Genomic DNA, 17,133 nt, shown 5'->3' on the forward strand with positions numbered 1-17,133 from the left:
CGGGCGAGCATGCACGTATGCGCGCCGGCGTCTCTGGGCTCGTCCGCATCGGACGGGTCCTTTTCGGCGTCGCCCCGCATGCGCTCACCCGTATCTCTGTCGTCATCGACAGCCCCGGAGTCCGTGCCCGAATGAGGCAGGAGGACCCGGGAAGTGTTCACCGGAATCGTCGAAGAGCTGGGTGAGGTCACCGCCGTCGAGAACCTCGGCGACGCCTCCCGCTTCCGGCTCCGTGGCGCCGTCGTGACCGAGGGCGCGCAGCACGGCGACTCCATCGCCGTGAACGGGGTCTGTCTCACCGTCGTCGACCACGAGGGCGACGAGTTCACCGCCGACGTCATGGCCGAGACCCTGGACCGCTCCAGCCTCGGCGCGCTGACCGTCGGCTCCCGCGTCAATCTCGAGCGCCCCACCGCCGTGGGCGCGCGCCTCGGCGGGCACATCGTGCAGGGGCACGTCGACGGCACCGGCGAGGTGCTGGAGCGCAAGCCCTCCGAGAACTGGGAGATCGTCAAGGTCTCGCTCCCGGCCGGCCTCGCCCGCTACGTCGTGGAGAAGGGCTCCATCACGGTCGACGGCATCAGCCTCACCGTCGTGGAGGCCGGCCCCGACTACTTCACGGTCAGCCTCATCCCGACCACCCTCGCCCTGACCACGCTCGGCGTGAAGCAGCCCGGCGACCCGGTCAACCTCGAGGTCGACGTCATCGCCAAGTACGTGGAGCGGCTGCTCGCGGCCGGTCAGGGGGCCGACCGGTGAACTGGCTCAACTCCGAGGCGTTCACACTCTTCGGCCAGCACATCATCTGGTCCGACATGACCGGCAACATCCTCGGCCTCATCACCCTGGCCCTCGGCTGGCGCCGCTCGCTGTGGACCTGGCCGGTGCAGTTCCTCTCCGGCCTCGTCCTCTTCGCCGCCTTCTACGGCCATCTGACCGGCAGCGCCGGCAAGCAGGCCGTCGTCATGGCCGTGGCGCTGTACGGCTGGTGGCAGTGGCAGCGCAACAAGGACCGCGCCGCGGACGGCCACATCGTCCCCCGGTTCGCCACCTGGCGCGAGCGTGCGGCCATGGTGGCCGGGGCCGCCGCCGGCACGGTCGCCGTCGCCCTGCTCTTCAAGGCCTACCCGAGCCTGTCCTGGGACCCCTGGCCGGACGCCTACATCTTCGTCGGCACCATCGTCGCGATGTACGCCCAGGCCAAGGGCATGGTCGAGTTCTGGTTCGCCTGGCTGCTCGTCGACGTCGTCGGCGTGCCCCTCAACTTCGCCAACGGCTACGCCTTCTCCGGCTTCGTCTACGTCATCTACGGCGCACTCGTCCTGTGGGGCATGCGCGACTGGTGGCTGCGCTCCCGCCGGAGCACGCAGCCCGTCCTGGAAGGAGCGCCGGCATGACCTCGGCACCGATCCTCTACAGCACGGACGACATCGAGAACTTCGGCCTCGACCCGGTCGAGCGGGCCATCGCGGACATCGCCGCCGGCCGCCCGGTCGTGGTCGTGGACGACGAGGACCGGGAGAACGAGGGCGACCTCGTCATCGCCGCCGAGAAGGCGACCCCCGAGATCGTCGCCTTCATGATGAGCGAATGCCGGGGCCTGATCTGCGCCCCCATGGAGGGGGAGGAACTCGACCGGCTGCGGCTGCCGCAGATGGTCGAGGACAACACCGAGTCCATGAAGACCGCGTTCACCGTCTCCGTGGACGCCTCCGCCGCGCACGGGGTGACCACCGGCATCTCGGCCTCCGACCGCGCCACCACCCTCCAGCTGCTCGCGAGCGGCGAGGCCGGGCCCACCGACTTCGTCCGCCCCGGCCACATCTTCCCGCTGCGCGCCCGGCCCGGCGGCGTCCTGGTCCGCAACGGCCACACGGAGGCCGCCGTCGACCTCGCCCGGCTCGCCGGACTCCGCCCGGCCGGCGCCATCGTGGAGATCGCCGGCGAGGACGGCCGGATGCTGCGGCTGCCCGAGCTGATCCCGTTCGCCCGCAAGCACGGCCTGACGATCATCTCCATCGAGGACCTGATCGCCTACCGGCGCGGCAGCGAGCCCACCGTCCGCCGCGAGGCCGAGACCCGCCTGCCCACCCGGCACGGCACGTTCCGGGCGTACGGCTACCGGTCCACGGTCGACGGCGTCGAGCACGTCGCCCTCGTCCACGGCGAGATCGGCGACGGCGAGGACGTCCTGGTCCGCGTCCATTCCGAGTGCCTCACCGGTGACGTCTTCGCCTCCCTGCGCTGCGACTGCGGCCCCCAGCTCGACACGTCCCTGCGGCGCATCCAGGAGGAGGGCAGGGGAGTGGTGGTCTACCTGCGCGGCCACGAGGGGCGCGGCATCGGCCTGTTGTCCAAGCTGCGGGCGTACGAGCTGCAGGAGCAGGGCCACGACACCCTCGACGCCAACCTCGAACTCGGCCTGCCCGCCGACGCCCGGGACTACGGCGCCGGCGCGCAGATCCTGCGGGACCTCGGCGTGCGCGGCGTCCGCCTGATGACCAACAATCCCGAGAAGACCGAGGCGCTGCTGCGCCACGGCCTGGAGGTCACCGGCCGCGAGCCGATGCCGGTCCAGGCCGGTGAGCACAACCTCCGCTACCTGCGCACCAAGCGGGACCGGATGGGGCACGACCTGCCCTGGCTCGACACACCGGCCGTGCCGGCCCCCGCGGCCACCTGCGGCAACCAGTAGCACAAGCAAGAACGCACTTAGGAGAGACGTGAGCGGCAAGGGTGCACCGGAGCTGTCCGTACGAGGCGCGAGCGACCTCAGGGTCGCCGTCATCGCGGCGCAGTGGCACGAGCAGGTGATGGACGGTCTGGTGAACGGCGCGCTGCGCGCCCTGCACGAGCTGGGGATCGACGAGCCGACGCTGATCCGGGTCCCCGGCAGCTTCGAACTCCCGGTCGCGGCCAAGGCCCTGGCGAGCCGCGGCTACGACGCGGTCGTCGCCCTCGGCGTCGTCATCCGCGGCGGCACCCCGCACTTCGACTACGTGTGTCAGGGCGTCACCCAGGGCCTCACCCAGGTGTCCGTGGAGACCGGCGTCCCGGTCGGCTTCGGCGTGCTCACCTGTGACACCGAGGAGCAGGCCCTGGACCGGGCCGGCATCGAGGGGTCCAGCGAGGACAAGGGCCACGAGGCGGTGACGGCGGCGGTCGCGACCGCGGCCACGCTCCGCTCAGTATCCGAACCCTGGCACTGAGGAGTCGCCCGCACCGCGTAGGGTGGGCATCACCATGTCCAAGAAGACGTTCGAGGAGCTCTTCACCGAGCTCCAGCACAAGGCCGCCCACGGCGACCCCGCCACCTCCCGCACCGCCGAGCTGGTCGGCAAGGGCGTCCATACCATCGGCAAGAAGGTCGTCGAGGAGGCCGCCGAGGTCTGGATGGCCGCCGAGTACGAGGGCAAGGAGGCGGCCGCCGAGGAGATCTCGCAGCTGCTCTACCACGTCCAGGTGATGATGGTCGCCCGCGGGATCTCCCTGGACGACGTCTACGCCCACCTCTGATCCGTACCCGCCCACAGTCCCGTAGAGAACGAGCAAAGGAAGCCGACCTCATGCTGCGCATCGCCGTCCCCAACAAGGGTTCCCTGTCCGGCCCTGCGGCGGAGATGCTGCATGAGGCCGGCTACCAGCAGCGCCGGGAGTCCAAGGAGTTGCGGATCGTCGACCCGGTGAACGAGGTCGAGTTCTTCTACCTCCGCCCCCGCGACATCGCGATCTACGTCTCCTCCGGCCGCCTCGACATCGGCATCACCGGCCGCGACCTGCTGGTCGACTCCGGCGCCGACGCCGAGGAGATCCTGCCGCTCGGCTTCGCCCGCTCCACCTTCCGCTTCGCCGCCAAGCCGGGCACCGCGGACGGCGTCGAGGACCTCAAGGGCAGGACCGTCGCCACCTCCTACGAGGGCATCGTCGCCGGTCACCTCGCCGACCGCGGCATCGACGCCTCCGTCGTCCACCTGGACGGCGCCGTCGAGACCGCGATCGAGCTGGGCGTCGCCGAGGTCATCGCCGACGTCGTCGAGACCGGCACCAGCCTGCGCAACGCGGGCCTGGAGGTCTTCGGCGAGCCGATCATGAAGTCCGAGGCGGTGGTCGTCCGCCGCACCGGCGCCGCCGCCGACGAGGCCGCCGAGTCGAAGGTCCAGCAGTTCCTGCGCCGCCTGCAGGGCGTCCTGGTCGCGCGGACGTACGTGATGATGGACTACGACTGCCGCGTCGAGCAGCTCGAGAAGGCCGTCGCGCTGACCCCGGGTCTGGAGTCGCCGACCGTGTCCCCGCTGCACAACGAGGGCTGGGTCGCCGTGCGCGCCATGGTCCCCGCCAAGGAGGCCCAGCGGATCATGGACGACCTGTACGAGATCGGCGCCCGCGCCATCCTGACCACGGCCATCCACGCCTGCCGTCTCTGAGGGCCGCACGACCATGTCCGACCTTCCCGCCCTGCCCGTCACCTTCCGGCCGGGCCACACCCGCGTGATCCTGCTCACCGCCGGTGTCGTGATCTTCCTGGTGATCTCCGGGATAGCGATGCTGCTGGAGCAGCTCGGCCCGGGGGAGCGGCTCAGCTTCGTCGTCACCGGGGCGCTGATCTTCTGGGTCCTGGCCCAGCTCGCCCGGGTGAAGGTCGTCGCCGACGAGTCCGGCGTCACCGTCGTCAACATCGCCGGCAAGCGGCGGCTGGCCTGGGCGGAGATCCTCCGGGTGAACCTCCGCCCGGGTGACCCGTGGGTGTACCTCGACCTCAGCGACGGCACCAGCCTGCCCGCCCTCGGCATCCAGCCCGGCCTGGCCAAACAGCGCGCCATCGCCGACGCGCGCGCCCTGCGGGCCCTCGCCGAGGCCCACACGACGTCCCCCGGCCGCGAGGATCAGGGCTGACTCCGGGGCGTCCACCCTGCCGCGGCGGGCCCTGTCTTGATTAATCTGGTGGCGGAGGCGTTTTTCGCTGCGCCCCCGCCCCTGCGTGCCGCCCGGCGCACAGGGGTTCCTGCTACCCGAGGAGTGACCCTCTCCGGCGATGGACGGATCGTCCTGTAGTACCTGCGCCGCCCCCTCCCGACATACCGCGGACCGTGTCCGCGCGGACGTGGAGGCGGCGGCATCATGAGCATCCCCCTGCTGCTGCTCGCAGCGGCGTTTGTGCTGATCCTGGCAAACGGCTTCTTCGTCGCGGCCGAATTCGGCCTGGTGACGGTCGAGCGCCCCGAGGCGGAGGAGGCCGCCGCCGACGGCGACCGGCGCGCCCGCACGGTCGTGGAGTCGCTGAAGGAGCTGTCCTTCCAGCTCTCCGGCACCCAGCTCGGCATCACCATCACCTCCCTCGTGGTCGGCATGCTCGCCGAACCGGCGCTGGCCGAGCTGCTGCGCGGCCCGTTCGCCGCGGTCGGCATCCCCCGGGGCGCCGTCTCCGGTGTCGCCGTGGTCGTCGGCATGCTGCTGGCCTCCGCCGTCCAGATGGTGATCGGCGAGCTCGTGCCGAAGAACTGGGCGGTGTCCCGGCCGATGCAGGTCGCGCGCTTCGTCGCGGGCCCGCAGTCCCACTTCTCCCGCCTGTTCCGCCCGGTCATCGCCGTGCTGAACACCGTCGCCAACCGCCTGGTGCGCGCCCTCGGCGTCGAACCCGCCGAGGAGCTGGCCTCCGCCCGTACCCCGGGCGAACTGGTGTCCCTGGCCCGGCACTCCGCCCAGGCCGGCGCCCTGGAGCAGGACACCGCCGACCTGTTCGTGCGCACCCTGTCCCTCGGTGACCTGACCGCACAGCACGTCATGACCCCGCGCGTGAAGGTCAGCGCCCTGCAGGACACGGCGACCGCCGAGGACGTGGTCAACCTGACCCGTGCCACGGGCCTGTCCCGCTTCCCCGTCTACCGGGAGAAGATCGACGAGGTCGTCGGCATGGCCCACCTCAAGGACGCGCTGGCCGTCCCCGTGCACGACCGGCTGCGCACCCCCGTCGGCCGTATCGCCCGCAAGGCGCTCCTCGTCCCCGAGACGCTGCCGGTCCAGCCCCTGCTCGCCCGGCTGCGCAGCGAGCAGCCCATCGCCGTCGTCGTGGACGAGTACGGCGGCACGGCCGGCGTGGTCACCCTGGAGGACATCGTCGAGGAACTCGTCGGCGAGGTCCGCGACGAGCACGACGCCAAGGACGTGCCCGAGCTGGCCCCGGCACCGCCGGAGGACGGCAGGCCGGCCTGGGACGTCGACGGCAGCTGCCGGGTCGACATCCTGCTGCGCATAGGCCTCGACGTGCCCGAGGGACCGTACGAGACGGTCGCCGGACTCGTCGCCGACCTGCTCGGCCGCATCCCGGCCCCCGGTGACCGCGCCGAGCTGCCCGGCTGGCGGCTGTCCGTCCGCCAGGTCGGCCACTACCGCGCCGAACGGGTCCGCCTGGTCCGCACGGTCCCGGCCGTGAACGTCATGGAGGCCGCCCGATGAGCGTCCTCCAACTGTTCTTCGCCGCACTGCTCGTCCTCGCCAACGGTTTCTTCGTCGGTGCCGAGTTCGCGCTCGTCTCCGTCCGCCGCAGCCAGATCGAACCGCTCGGCACCGCGCGGGCCCGGCAGGTGCTGTACGGGCTGGAGCGGCTGCCGCAGATGATGGCCGCCGCCCAGTTCGGCATCACGGTGTGCTCGCTGACACTCGGCGCCGTGGCCGAGCCGACGGTGGCGCATCTGCTGGAGCCCGTGTTCCAGGCCGCCCGGCTGCCCGACGGGATGGTCCACCCGCTCGGCTACGTCATCGCGCTCGCCGCGGTCGTCTTCTTCCACCTGGTCATCGGCGAGATGGTGCCGAAGAACCTGGCCATGGCCGCACCCGAGAAGGCGGCGCTGTGGCTCAGCCCGGGCCTGGTCGCCTTCGCCCGCCTGTGCAGGCCGATCACCGTGGCGCTCGGCGCCTGCGCCCGGGGCATCCTGCGGCTCTTCCGCGTCGAGCCCAGGGACGAGGTCGAGGCCGTCGTCACCAGCGAGCAGCTCAACCGCCTGCTGGAGGACTCCGGCCAGGCGGGCCTCCTCGACCCCGAGGAGCAGGAGCGCCTGGAGGACGCCCTGGAACTGGGCTCCCGCCCGGTGACGGACGTGCTGCTGCGGCGCGAGTCCCTCGTGACGGTGACACCGTCGGTCACGCCGGGGCAGATCGTCGCGCTGACGGCGCGCACGGGTTACTCCCGCTTTCCGGTCACGGCCGGGAAGGGTGCCTTCATGGGCTACGTGCATGTGAAGGACGTCCTCGACCTGGAGGACTCCGAACGGGCGGTGCCCCAGCACATCTGGCATCCCATGACCACGCTGCGCGCGGAACTCCCCCTCGACGACGCCCTCACCGTGATGCGCCGCGCGGCCACCCACCTGGCGCAGGTGGCGGACGCCGGCGGCAAGGTGCTGGGCCTGGTGGCCATGGAGGACGTACTCGAACTCCTGGTCGGCGAGGTCCGCGACCCGGCCCACCGGGACACGGCCGACGTCAGGCTGACCGAACCCAGGACGAGCGGCGAACCGGAGGAGGCGCTGGCCACCTAGGCGGCCCCTACAAGGCCGACGGATCCTGCGGCCCCCGTCCCGAGAGAACCTCCCCGTACGCCTGCATCAGGTCCGGCAGGCGCAGCGTCGCCAGGTCCTCTCGGGACAGGGCACCGGGATACGCCGACAACCGCAGGTCCCGGTACGCGCAGCTCTTCTCGTACAGCGTCCGCAGGAACCGCCCGTTGCCCAGCTCGTCGATCCACCCCTGGTCGACCACGTGCCCGGCGATGGAGCGCAGCTCCTCCAGCGCCTCCTCGTCCCACAGGTCCCCGTTCTCGGCGGCGAGCACCTTGCCGATCTCGGTGAGCTCCAGCGGCCGGTACGAGGGAAAGTCCACGCGCGTGGTGAAGCGCGAGGAGAGGCCGGGGTTGGCCGCGAGCAGCCGGTCCATGCCCTCCGGGTAGCCGGCCAGGATCACCACCAGGTGGTCCCTGTTGTCCTCGGCCCGCTTCAGCAGCACCTGCAGCGCCTCGTCGCCGTACGCGTCCCCCTTGCCGTACCCGGAGTTGGACAGCGAGTAGGCCTCGTCCACGAACAGCACCCCGCCGATCGCGGAGTCGATCAGCTCGTTGGCCTTCACGGCCGTCTGCCCCAGATACTCGCCGACCAGGTCGGCCCGCTGCGCCTCCACCAGGTGGTCGCCGCCCAGCAGCCCCAGCGCGTAGAACACCCGTCCGAGAATGCGGGCGACCGTGGTCTTGCCCGTCCCCGACGGCCCCGAGAAGACGAAGTGCCGTTTCGGCGGCTGCACCGGCAGCCCCTGCCCGGCCCGCAGCCGCGCCATGTTCAGTTGCGCCGACAACGCCTTGACCTGGCGCTTGACCGGCTCGAGCCCCACCATGCGCTCCAGTTCGGCGAGCGCCTCCTCGAGTAACGCGGGGTCGGTCGGGCCGGTGGGCAGCGGCGAGGACGCGTACCCGTTCTTCACCCGGACCGCCGGGTCGGAGACCGACGGCAGCGGCCCGGTCGGCAGATCCGGCTCCGGCAGCCGCAGATCACGGCCCTCGACACCGAACAGCGGATCGAGCGTGTCCGGCCCGTCCACGGTGTCCGCGCCCGCACCGCTCAGCGTGATCGCCGCGAGCCCGGCCGGATCGTCGTACCCGTCCCCCTCGGCGATCGCGGCGAGCCGCGCGGAGGTGTCCATGAAGGCGGCATCGACCCGGTGCACCGCCCGGTACAGCGGGAGCGCCGCCGCGCTGCGTCCCGTGCCCTCGTGCGCCCGCGCCAGCCAGTACCGCAACTCCTTGCGCTGCGGCTGTTCGCTGCGGCAGCGCATCAGCGCCGCCGACAGCAGCGGCTCTGCCTGCCCGTACATCTCCAGCCGGACCCGGGCCATGCCGCCGAACAGGCCGGCCTCGATGCCGAGCATGGGATCGTCGAGCAGCGGATCGGTGTGCCGTACGAGCTGGTCCCAGTCCTTGACCAGGTAGGCGCGGCAGGCGTGCAGGAACCGGACCTGCGGGTCGGTGTCCACCGGGGGCAGCCCGGCGAGCGCCCGGTCCAGCTCGGGCACGTGCCGGCCGTCCAGCCAGTGCGACGCGTGCGCCAGCAGCAGATCGCGCGGGCTCTCCAGCACCGGCTGCACCCACCAGCCCAGCCAGTACCAGGAGTTGAGGGTCCGGCGGTGCCGGGCGCGCTGCTCCCCGAAACGGTCCCGGTGGCGGAACATGCGCAGCAGCGCGGTCGTCGTGTCGATCCGCAGTGCGTGCAGCCCCAGCCAGGCGTCGGCCATCCCCGGGTCCATCCGCACCGCGACCCGGAACTCCTCCTCCGCCTGCGGATAGGCACCCATCGTGTAGGCGTCCACACCTCGCAGCCAGGCGAGGTCGGCCGGGGCCTCGGGGCCCTGCGTGCCGAAGTCCATCACGTCCCCCACAGACCGTGCCCCCGTTGGTTCACCGCCGGGCAGGCGCCCGGTGGCCGCCGCGGTCGAACCGCTGTGCCGCGGACCGGAGTTGCAGGTGCGCGAGGCAGCCGCCCGATGGTCGCACCGAGGGCATCGTACCCGGGGGCACGCGCGCTCCGAAGGGTGCCGCACGGGCCGTTCGACGAGGAGGGAACGGACGGGGCGCGCGGAAAATGGTGACCGAGGGTGATCGGAGAGGTGCGCGCGGCGGCCGGAGAACGGGCCGCGGACAGAACGAAGCCCCCGATCACGGGGGAACAACCGGGGGCTTCGCGTCTGCGGGCGACTCCGAAGGGCCGCACTTGGGAACGTAAGCCCTGTACGGCCCCCGGGTCAAGCGGAGTTGAGGCACTCCGAGAAGTTCCCCCGCAAGGGTCTTCACGGGTTCAGCACATTGCCGACGGCCCCTCACGCTCGGTGACGATCCGGTCCGGTCCAGGTGTCACCGCCGGCCCCGGCAGCACCTCGTACCCCGTCGGTGTCTGACGCACCAGGAGATCGGCACGGGGGCGTGAGGGGTCGGCGGCGAAGTGCGCGCGCTCCGCCTCGACCCACCCGGCCCAGAACTCCCGCTGCTCCGCGCCGTCCCGCAGCCTGCCCCGCGTCCAGGACTCCTGCGCCGGCAACTCCATCCACAGCAGCAGCGCCAGATGCGGTCGCAGCGCGCGGCGTCCGGCGCCGACGCCCTCGATCAGCACCACGGGCGCGGGCGGCAGCGGGAGCGGCGCACCGAAGACCCGGGTCCGCCAGTCGTAGGGCGTGTAGTGCGCGTGCTCGCCGCGGGAGTAGGGGGTGATCACCTGGGCCAGCAGCCGGTCCGTCCAGTCGAAGAGCTGCTCGTGACTCGCGATGTCGTCCAGGTGCAGCACCGGCGCCCCGCCCAGCGCGGCCGCCAGCCGTCCGGCGAAGGTGGACTTGCCGGAGCCGGCGTGCCCGTCGACCCCGATCAGCCGGACCGGGCCGCAGGAAGGGGGGAGCCCGCGCAGCCGGGCGGCGAGGTCGTGAATGGCGAATCCCGAGGTGTGGTGCGGTGTGGGGGAGTTTTCCGGAAACAGTCTAGTAGTGGCCCGTGGGGGCCGTGCGGGCGGGTCCGGAAAAAGTCACTTCTTGAACCACTGGCTGACCGCCGGTCAATCAACCGATTTAACTTGCGAATCGCCGACCGAAATGCGAAATGAGGCGTTCCCGGTGCGCCGGGTGCTGAGTAAGGTGCCTCCTGCGCAACCGCGAGGCTTCGTACGGGGACGGACAGGGGAACATGGCCGCGGAGTTATTCGAAGGGCACTACGTATGGCATCCGGCGGCCGACGACCGCGTCCTGGCGAGCGTATGCGTCGATGTGCGCGCCGGCCGGTCCCGCAGCGCGTACGAGGCGCTCGCCGAGACCCGTTCCGACTTCGCGCTGCGCGCCCACCGCTCCCTGGTGCTGGCCTCCGAGGCCGCCGGCACCGACCTGGTCGAACGCTGGCTGGCCGAGGAACCGAGCCCCGAGGCCGCGCTGATGTGGGCCCGGGTCGCGGTGCAGCGCGCGATCCGTGCCGCCGACGCGCAGGGCGAGCACGTCCAGGCGCTGGAGCGGATCGCGCTGACCGCCTGCGACCGGGCCGCCGCGCTGGCCCCCGGCGACCCCACCCCCTGGGTCGCCAAGCTGGCCATGGCCCGGCTGCACCGGCTGCGCGACCCCGCCCCGCAGGGGCTGCTCACCGCCCCGCCCGGACCCTGGCGGCTGTTCGCGCACATCCTGTCGCTGGACCCGTGGCACCGCGAGGCCCACCACCGCTTCCTGTCGTTCTTCTTCGCGCGCCACGGCGGCTCGGTCAACGCGGCCTGGGACGTGGCCGCCTTCCTCAGCCAGCGCGCGCCCGCCGACTCCGCGCTGCGGCTGCTGCCCCTGGTCGCGCTGGTGGAGAGCTACAACCCCACCCAGCTGCTCGCCGACCACGTCTGGGAGCAGCCCCAGTGGCGCTCCACCGCCCTGGCGATCTACCGCAACTGGCTGCCCACGGTGGCCGGTTACCGGTTCACCCCGGTGCTCGACCTGGCCTACCTCGCGCACGCGCTGGTCATGGCACAGCGCGAGTTCGAGGCCCGGGCGGTCTTCGCGGCGATGGGCCCGTACGCCTCGCGCATGCCCTGGAGCGCCTTCGGCGACCCCGCCGAACAGCTCTCCCGGGCCCGGCGCGCCTGCGGCCTGCCCGTCCCGGGGCCCGCCTGACCCGCACCTGCCCCACCCCCCACCGAGAAAGGCCGATCTGTGTCGGAACGGATGTCGACCTCACGGGCGAAGGCCCACAGGAAACAGGACCCGGTCATGCTGGACGACGACGCCACCCTGCATGCGATGGGTTATCCACGGAAACTGACCCGGCGTTTCAAGGCGTTCGACAACTTCGCGATCTCCTTCACCATCATCAATATCCTCTCGGGTATTTTCTCGTCGTTCGGATACGGCATGAATGCGGGCGGCCCGCGCATTCTCGTGTTCGGCTGGATAGGCGTCTCCGTGATGGTGCTGTTCATCGGAGCGGCGATGGCGGAAGTCGCCTCCGCCTATCCGACGAGCGGTGCACTCTATTTCTCCGCCGGTAAACTCGCCCGACGGCACAAGGGGGCCTGGTCCTGGTTCACCGGCTGGCTGAACTTCGTGGGCCAGATCGGCGGCACGGCCGCCACCGGGTACGCGGCCGCCACCTTCATCCAGGCGTTCATCGCCCTGCAGTGGTCCTCGTACCGGCCGACCGCGCACCAGACGGTGCTGCTCACCGCCCTGATCATCGTGGTGCAGGGGCTCGCCAACACCTTCACCGTCCAACTCGTCGCCGTACTGAACCGGATTTCCGTGTGGTGGCTGCTCATCGGACTCGTGGTGATCGTGAGCACACTCGTCGTGATGCCCGACCATCACCAGTCCGCGTCCTTCGTCACGCATTTCGTGAACAACACGGGCTTCTCCAGCGGGCTTTACGGCGGCATGCTCGGCCTGCTGGTCACCAGCTGGACGTTCACCGGGTTCGACGGCAGCTTCCACATGTCGGAGGAAACGGTCCGCGCGACGGTCAACGCGCCCAAGGGGATCACCCGTGCCATCGGCTATTCGGCGATCACCGGGCTGATCCTGATGCTCGCCCTCGTCTACAGCATCGGCGACTACGCCAAGGTGGCCGGTTCGGCTGCGCCGCCCGTCCAGATCCTCATCGACGGCCTCGGTCTGGGCACCGCCAAGGTGATGCTGCTCATCGTGATCGGCGCGATGCTCTTCTGCGGGCTGGCCAACCTCACCAGCAACACCCGGCAGATCTTCGCGTTCTCCCGGGACGGCGCCATGCCGGGCTCCCGCTGGTGGCACTCGGTCTCGCTGCGCACCCGCACGCCGGTCAAGGCGGTCTGGCTCGCGGTGGCCTGCTCGCTGGCCCTGGTGCTGCCCGGCTGGTGGTCGCACACGGCGTTCACGGCCATCGTCAGCGTCAACGTGGTCGGGCTCTTCCTCGCCTACGCCGTGCCGATCTTCCTGCGGCTGCGCCTCGGCGGCGACTTCCAGCCGGGCCCCTGGCACCTGGGCCGCTGGGGCCGGCCGATCGGCTGGGCCGCGGTGGTCTGGATCGTGCTGAGCAGCGTCCTGTTCATGCTGCCCCAGGCCTCGCCGATCACTGTCGACTCCTTCAACTACGCGCCGATCGCCCTGGCCGTCGTCCTCCTCGTGGCCACGGCCTGGTGGTTCACCACCGCCCGCCGCCGCTTCCAGGGCCCGATCAGCTACGGCCGTCCCGACGAGGTCGCGGCCATGGACCTCATCTGAACGACGTGCGGCCACGGCCCGCCCGGGCCGTGGCCGCATCGCCGTCCCGAAATCCGCGCAGGTCCCGCCAGTGGTCGAGACCAATATTGGTGGGCGCGCCGTGTGCCGAAGTGCTGGCAGGAGCATGCCGTCCGGATCCATAGTTGGCGCACGCACCGCATCCGACCAGCCACGAGCGGACACCTGGGGGTAACCGCGCCCATGAGCAGAGCCCAGCAGCCGTCGCGCAGAACCGTCCTCACCGCCGCGGTGGTCGCCGCGGTCGCCGCAGGAGCCGTGCCCGCGGCCGCCGTCCCGGCAGCGGCGTCCGACGCCGAGGACCTCACCGAGGCGCCGGCCCGCCCCGTCGACTACCACGCCTGGACGACGTACCACGACTGGCGGCGTGGCACCGCCGAGGGCGTGCGGGCCGTACCCGGCGCGCGTCCCGGCGTCGAGATCGCCGCCCCCACCGGCCGCACCGACTACACCGACCCGCACACCGGGCGGACAGCCACCTGGGAGTACGCCACCTGGACCTCCCCGGTCCACCGGCTCACCGTGCCCGCGACCGAGGTCGTCGCCTCCTGGAACGCGCACACGCCCGACGGCACCTGGCTCCAGGTCGAACTGCAGGGCACGTACTCCGACGGCACCACCACGCCCTGGTACGTGATGGGCCGCTGGGCGGCCGGGGACCAGGACATCAAGCGGACCTCGGTGGACGGCCAGAGCGACGGCAGGAGCTCGATCTGGACCGACACCTTCGCCATCGACGACGCGAGCACGGGCCTGCGCCTGGCGGACCACCGACTGCGCCTCACTCTCTACCGCAGACCGGGCACCCGACTCACCCCGACCGTCTGGCGGCTCGGCGCGATGGGCTCGGACGTCCCGGACCGCTTCACCGTCCCCGCCTCCGCGCCGGGCCTCGCCCGCGAGCTGGTCGTACCGCGCTACTCGCAGGAGATCCACAAGGGCCAGTACCCGGAGTACGACGGCGGCGGCGAGGCCTGGTGCAGCCCCACCTCCTCCCAGATGATCATCGAGTACTGGGGCGGCCGGCTCACCCCCGAGCAGCTGTCCTGGGTCGATCCGACCTACGCCGACCCGCAGGTCGACCACGCGGCCCGGTTCACCTACGACCACCAGTACGAGGGCTGCGGCAACTGGCCCTTCAACGCCGCCTACGCGGCCACCTTCCACGGCCTGCAGGGCGTGGTCACCCGGCTCGCCTCGCTCACCGACCTCGAGACGCTGATCGCCGCCGGCATCCCGGCCATAACGTCCCAGTCCTTCCTCAAGAGCGAGCTGACCGGCGCCGGATACGGCACCTCCGGGCATCTGATGACGGTGATCGGCTTCACCGCCGACGGTGATGTGATCGCCAACGACCCCGCCTCGCCGGACGACGCGGCGGTGCGCCGGGTCTACCTGCGGCGCGAGTTCGAGAACATCTGGCTGCGGACCAAGCGGTACAACGCCTCCGGCAAGGTCGTCTCCGGCACGGGAGGCGTCTGCTACCTCTACTTCCCGGCCCGCCCGACCGGGCGCCAGCGCAGGGCGCTCGCGGCCGTAGGGGTGCGCTGACCAAGGCCGTGTGAGCAACGTCTCCGCCGCACACGCCGTCGCGGGTGGCAAGGTGGACGCAAGGGGGGCCACGCCCGTACGCCCGACCTCTGCGAGAAACCATGACCGCACACTCGGCCACCGCCACCCGCGTCCGCACCGGCGGCCCCCGGGAAGACGGCCCGGAGATCCTCGAGCAGGTGATGGGGTGGGTCCTCGTCGTGGTGCTCGCGATGCTCGTGACCCGGCTCGGCCTGCTCTGACCCGGCCCCGCGCGCCCGGCATGTTCTGACATACTGCGGAGGTCCCGCCGACCTCCTAGACCAGGGTCGAAATTGAATATGCCTCACCAGCGTGCCGCCGTCCGTCCCCGGGCGCGCGGCACCGAGCGCTCCCTGGCGCGTCGCGCCGAACTCATCGCCATCGGGCGGAAGTTGTTCGCCGACACGTCCTACGACGCGCTGTCCATGGACGACATAGCCCGGCAGGCGCATGTCGCCAAGGGGCTGATCTACTACTACTTCCAGTCCAAGCGCGGCTACTACCTGGCGATCATCGAGGACTCCGTCGCCGACCTGGTCGCCTTCGCCGCGAGCGGCCTCGAACTGCCCGCCGTGGACCGCGTCCACCGCACCATCGACGGCTACCTGCGCTTCGCCGAGCACCACCAGGCCGCCTATCGCACCATCGTCAGCGGCGGGGTCGGCTTCGACACCGAGGTGCACGCCATCCGGGACAGGGTGCGCGAGGCGATCGTCACCACCATCGCCGAGGGGGCCTACGGCCGCAGCGCCATCGCCCCGGCCGCCCGTATGGGCCTGCTCTCCTGGGTGTGCAGCGTCGAGGGCGCCACCCTCGACTGGATCGCCCGCCCCGAACTCTCCCGCGACACCATGTGCGAGCTGCTGGTGAAGACCCTCGGCGGGGTCCTGCGCGCGATCGAGGAGCTGGACCCGTCCCACCCCGCGCCGCCGCCGGCCCGCCGCGGCGCCTGACGCCCCTCGCGCACGGCACGGACAGGGAGCGGAGGCTCGTGGTCCTCCGCTCCCCGGTCCGTGGAAGAAGCGTTCAGCGCCGTGCGCGCGGAGCCAGGGCCCCTCGTCAGCCGATGGCCCTGATCAGCTCACCGTTCGCCGTGTCGCCGCTCAGCTCCCAGAAGAAGGTGCCCCCGAGGCCCTGCTGGTTCTTGTACGTCATCTTCGTGGCGATGGTCGCCGGGGTGTCGTAACTCCACCAGTTGTTCCCGCACTTGGCGTAGGCCGTGCCGCCCACGGTGCCGGTCGCCGGGCACTTGGTGCGCAGCACCTTGTAGTCCTCGATGCCCTGCTCGTACGTCCCCGCCGCCGGGCCGGTCGCCGTGCCGCCCGGCGCCGCCTGGGTGACACCGGTCCAGCCGCGCCCGTAGAAGCCGATGCCGAGCAGCAGCTTGGACGCCGGGATGCCGAGGCCCTTGAGCTTGGCGATGGTGGCCGAGGTGGTGTAGTTCGCCTTCGGAATGCCCGCGTAGGAGGTCAGCGGGGAGTGCGGGGCCGTCGGGCCGGTGGCGTCCCAGGCGCCGAAGTAGTCGTACGTCATCGGGTTGTACCAGTTCACGGACGACGCCGCGCCCGCGTAGTCCGCCGCGTCGATCTTGCCGCCGCCGGTGGCGTCCGCGGTGATCGCCGCGGTGACCAGGGCGCCGGAGCCGAACTTCGAACGCAGGGCGGCCAGCACGTTCCGGAACGCCTCGCGCCCGCTGGTGTCACAGGTGTTGCCGCAGGCGTTCGGGTACTCCCAGTCGATGTCGATGCCGTCGAACAGCCCCGCCCACTTGGGGTTCTTCACCAGGTCGTAGCAGGACTGGGCGAAGGCGGCCGGGTTCTTCGCGGCCTCGCCGAAGCCGGCGGACCAGGTCCAGCCGCCGAAGGACCACAGGATCTTCAGGCCCGGGTGCTTCTTCTTCAGCTTCAGCAGCTGGTTGAAGTTGCCGCGCAGCGGCTGGTCCCAGGTGTCGGCGACGCCGTCGACGGACTCGGCGGCGGTGTAGGCGCGGTCGGTGGCGGCGTAGGAGTCGCCCATCGCGCACTTGCCGCCGGTGACGTTGCCGAAGGCGTAGTTGATGTGGGTCAGCCGGGCCGCCGAGCCCGAGGTCTCGATGTTCTTGACGTAGTACTTGCGGTCGTAGGTGCCCCACTCGGTGAAGTAGCCGACGACCTTCGAGCCGGCCTTGAGGTGGGCAGCGGCGGGCGCGGCCGCGGTCGCGGTGCCCGCGCCGGCCAGCAGCCCGGCGCCGAGGACGGCCGAACACGCGGCGGCGACGAGCGCCCGGAACCGGGTGCGGGGACGGTGGGGAGTGTGCATCC

The 17,133-nt window shown here is 71.4% G+C and carries 17 protein-coding genes; 14 read left to right on the top strand and 3 right to left on the bottom strand.

All coding sequences use genetic code 11. The features are described from left to right. Positions 1 to 153: 153 nt before the first annotated feature. From ACZ404_RS04250 to ACZ404_RS04290, 9 genes are all read left to right on the top strand, one after another. The gene (locus ACZ404_RS04250) at positions 154 to 759 is read left to right on the top strand and encodes a riboflavin synthase (protein ID WP_468435722.1); all 606 of its coding nucleotides are present in this window, start codon (positions 154 to 156) and stop codon (positions 757 to 759) included. Continuing rightward, positions 756 to 1,397 carry a nicotinamide mononucleotide transporter family protein gene (locus ACZ404_RS04255; RefSeq protein ID WP_468435723.1) on the top strand — a complete coding sequence of 214 codons (642 nt, stop codon included), beginning with the start codon at positions 756 to 758 and terminating at the stop codon, positions 1,395 to 1,397. The genes ACZ404_RS04250 and ACZ404_RS04255 overlap by 4 nt, the downstream gene beginning before the upstream one ends. Then, the gene (locus ACZ404_RS04260) at positions 1,394 to 2,695 is read left to right on the top strand and encodes a bifunctional 3,4-dihydroxy-2-butanone-4-phosphate synthase/GTP cyclohydrolase II (RefSeq protein WP_468435724.1); all 1,302 of its coding nucleotides are present in this window, start codon (positions 1,394 to 1,396) and stop codon (positions 2,693 to 2,695) included. Before ACZ404_RS04255 ends, ACZ404_RS04260 begins: the two co-directional genes overlap by 4 nt. Before the next feature lie 28 nt (positions 2,696 to 2,723). After that, positions 2,724 to 3,209: a 6,7-dimethyl-8-ribityllumazine synthase gene (gene ribH, locus ACZ404_RS04265; protein ID WP_468435725.1), complete on the top strand. Its 486-nt coding sequence runs from the start codon at positions 2,724 to 2,726 to the stop codon at positions 3,207 to 3,209. A gap of 34 nt (positions 3,210 to 3,243) precedes the next feature. After that, complete coding sequence (locus tag ACZ404_RS04270) at positions 3,244 to 3,516, top strand: phosphoribosyl-ATP diphosphatase (RefSeq protein WP_030221505.1); 273 nt, start codon at positions 3,244 to 3,246, stop codon at positions 3,514 to 3,516. A 50-nt stretch (positions 3,517 to 3,566) separates the two neighbouring features. Further along, on the top strand, positions 3,567 to 4,424 hold the full coding sequence (gene hisG, locus ACZ404_RS04275; RefSeq protein WP_468435726.1) for an ATP phosphoribosyltransferase: 858 nt from the start codon (positions 3,567 to 3,569) through the stop codon (positions 4,422 to 4,424). 13 nt (positions 4,425 to 4,437) lie between these two features. Beyond that, positions 4,438 to 4,893 (top strand): PH domain-containing protein, encoded by a 456-nt coding sequence (locus tag ACZ404_RS04280; protein WP_468435727.1) that lies wholly within the window; start codon positions 4,438 to 4,440, stop codon positions 4,891 to 4,893. A 225-nt stretch (positions 4,894 to 5,118) separates the two neighbouring features. After that, positions 5,119 to 6,453: a hemolysin family protein gene (locus ACZ404_RS04285; RefSeq protein WP_468435728.1), complete on the top strand. Its 1,335-nt coding sequence runs from the start codon at positions 5,119 to 5,121 to the stop codon at positions 6,451 to 6,453. Beyond that, positions 6,450 to 7,535, top strand: coding sequence for a hemolysin family protein (locus ACZ404_RS04290; RefSeq protein WP_468435729.1), 1,086 nt, complete (start codon positions 6,450 to 6,452; stop codon positions 7,533 to 7,535). The genes ACZ404_RS04285 and ACZ404_RS04290 overlap by 4 nt, the downstream gene beginning before the upstream one ends. Positions 7,536 to 7,542: 7 nt before the next feature. Here the strand turns inward: ACZ404_RS04290 and ACZ404_RS04295 are convergent, their stop codons facing one another. Then, entirely contained in the window at positions 7,543 to 9,405 is a 1,863-nt protein-coding gene (locus ACZ404_RS04295) for an AAA family ATPase (RefSeq protein WP_468435730.1), read from the bottom strand. A 428-nt stretch (positions 9,406 to 9,833) separates the two neighbouring features. Beyond that, positions 9,834 to 10,454 carry a uridine kinase family protein gene (locus ACZ404_RS04300; RefSeq protein WP_468435861.1) on the bottom strand — a complete coding sequence of 207 codons (621 nt, stop codon included), beginning with the start codon at positions 10,452 to 10,454 and terminating at the stop codon, positions 9,834 to 9,836. Between the two features lie 251 nt (positions 10,455 to 10,705). Between ACZ404_RS04300 and ACZ404_RS04305 the strand changes: the two genes are divergently transcribed. The 5 genes from ACZ404_RS04305 to ACZ404_RS04325 all read left to right on the top strand — a co-directional run bounded on the left by ACZ404_RS04305 (position 10,706) and on the right by ACZ404_RS04325 (position 15,786). Continuing rightward, complete coding sequence (locus tag ACZ404_RS04305; protein WP_468435731.1) at positions 10,706 to 11,662, top strand: hypothetical protein; 957 nt, start codon at positions 10,706 to 10,708, stop codon at positions 11,660 to 11,662. A 96-nt stretch (positions 11,663 to 11,758) separates the two neighbouring features. Then, positions 11,759 to 13,243 carry an amino acid permease gene (locus tag ACZ404_RS04310; protein ID WP_468435732.1) on the top strand — a complete coding sequence of 495 codons (1,485 nt, stop codon included), beginning with the start codon at positions 11,759 to 11,761 and terminating at the stop codon, positions 13,241 to 13,243. A gap of 201 nt (positions 13,244 to 13,444) precedes the next feature. Then, positions 13,445 to 14,812, top strand: coding sequence for a peptidase C39 family protein (locus tag ACZ404_RS04315; RefSeq protein WP_468435733.1), 1,368 nt, complete (start codon positions 13,445 to 13,447; stop codon positions 14,810 to 14,812). 101 nt (positions 14,813 to 14,913) lie between these two features. Then, positions 14,914 to 15,054, top strand: a complete 141-nt coding sequence (locus tag ACZ404_RS04320; protein WP_468435734.1) for an SCO1431 family membrane protein — start codon at positions 14,914 to 14,916, stop codon at positions 15,052 to 15,054. Between the two features lie 78 nt (positions 15,055 to 15,132). Beyond that, positions 15,133 to 15,786 (top strand): TetR/AcrR family transcriptional regulator, encoded by a 654-nt coding sequence (locus ACZ404_RS04325; protein WP_468435735.1) that lies wholly within the window; start codon positions 15,133 to 15,135, stop codon positions 15,784 to 15,786. A gap of 106 nt (positions 15,787 to 15,892) precedes the next feature. On the opposite strand, the gene ACZ404_RS04330 is transcribed toward ACZ404_RS04325, so the two are convergent. Continuing rightward, entirely contained in the window at positions 15,893 to 17,131 is a 1,239-nt protein-coding gene (locus ACZ404_RS04330) for a glycoside hydrolase family 18 protein (protein WP_468435736.1), read from the bottom strand. Positions 17,132 to 17,133 lie beyond the last annotated feature (2 nt).

Source organism: Streptomyces sp. NPDC030798 (assembly GCF_055572275.1).

Bases quoted from the DNA above. Each gene is read 5' to 3' on its own strand.
- ACZ404_RS04305 (WP_468435731.1), top strand. From the start codon at position 10,706: ATGGCCGCGGAGTTATTCGAAGGGCACTACGTATGGCATCCGGCGGCC.
- ACZ404_RS04310 (WP_468435732.1), top strand. From the start codon at position 11,759: ATGCTGGACGACGACGCCACCCTGCATGCGATGGGTTATCCACGGAAA.
- ACZ404_RS04280 (WP_468435727.1), top strand. From the start codon at position 4,438: ATGTCCGACCTTCCCGCCCTGCCCGTCACCTTCCGGCCGGGCCACACC.
- ACZ404_RS04290 (WP_468435729.1), top strand. From the start codon at position 6,450: ATGAGCGTCCTCCAACTGTTCTTCGCCGCACTGCTCGTCCTCGCCAAC.
- ACZ404_RS04330 (WP_468435736.1), bottom strand. From the start codon at position 17,131: ATGCACACTCCCCACCGTCCCCGCACCCGGTTCCGGGCGCTCGTCGCC.
- ACZ404_RS04295 (WP_468435730.1), bottom strand. From the start codon at position 9,405: ATGGACTTCGGCACGCAGGGCCCCGAGGCCCCGGCCGACCTCGCCTGG.
- ACZ404_RS04270 (WP_030221505.1), top strand. From the start codon at position 3,244: ATGTCCAAGAAGACGTTCGAGGAGCTCTTCACCGAGCTCCAGCACAAG.
- ACZ404_RS04325 (WP_468435735.1), top strand. From the start codon at position 15,133: ATGCCTCACCAGCGTGCCGCCGTCCGTCCCCGGGCGCGCGGCACCGAG.
- ACZ404_RS04320 (WP_468435734.1), top strand. From the start codon at position 14,914: ATGACCGCACACTCGGCCACCGCCACCCGCGTCCGCACCGGCGGCCCC.
- ACZ404_RS04260 (WP_468435724.1), top strand. From the start codon at position 1,394: ATGACCTCGGCACCGATCCTCTACAGCACGGACGACATCGAGAACTTC.
- ACZ404_RS04285 (WP_468435728.1), top strand. From the start codon at position 5,119: ATGAGCATCCCCCTGCTGCTGCTCGCAGCGGCGTTTGTGCTGATCCTG.
- hisG (WP_468435726.1), top strand. From the start codon at position 3,567: ATGCTGCGCATCGCCGTCCCCAACAAGGGTTCCCTGTCCGGCCCTGCG.
- ACZ404_RS04315 (WP_468435733.1), top strand. From the start codon at position 13,445: ATGAGCAGAGCCCAGCAGCCGTCGCGCAGAACCGTCCTCACCGCCGCG.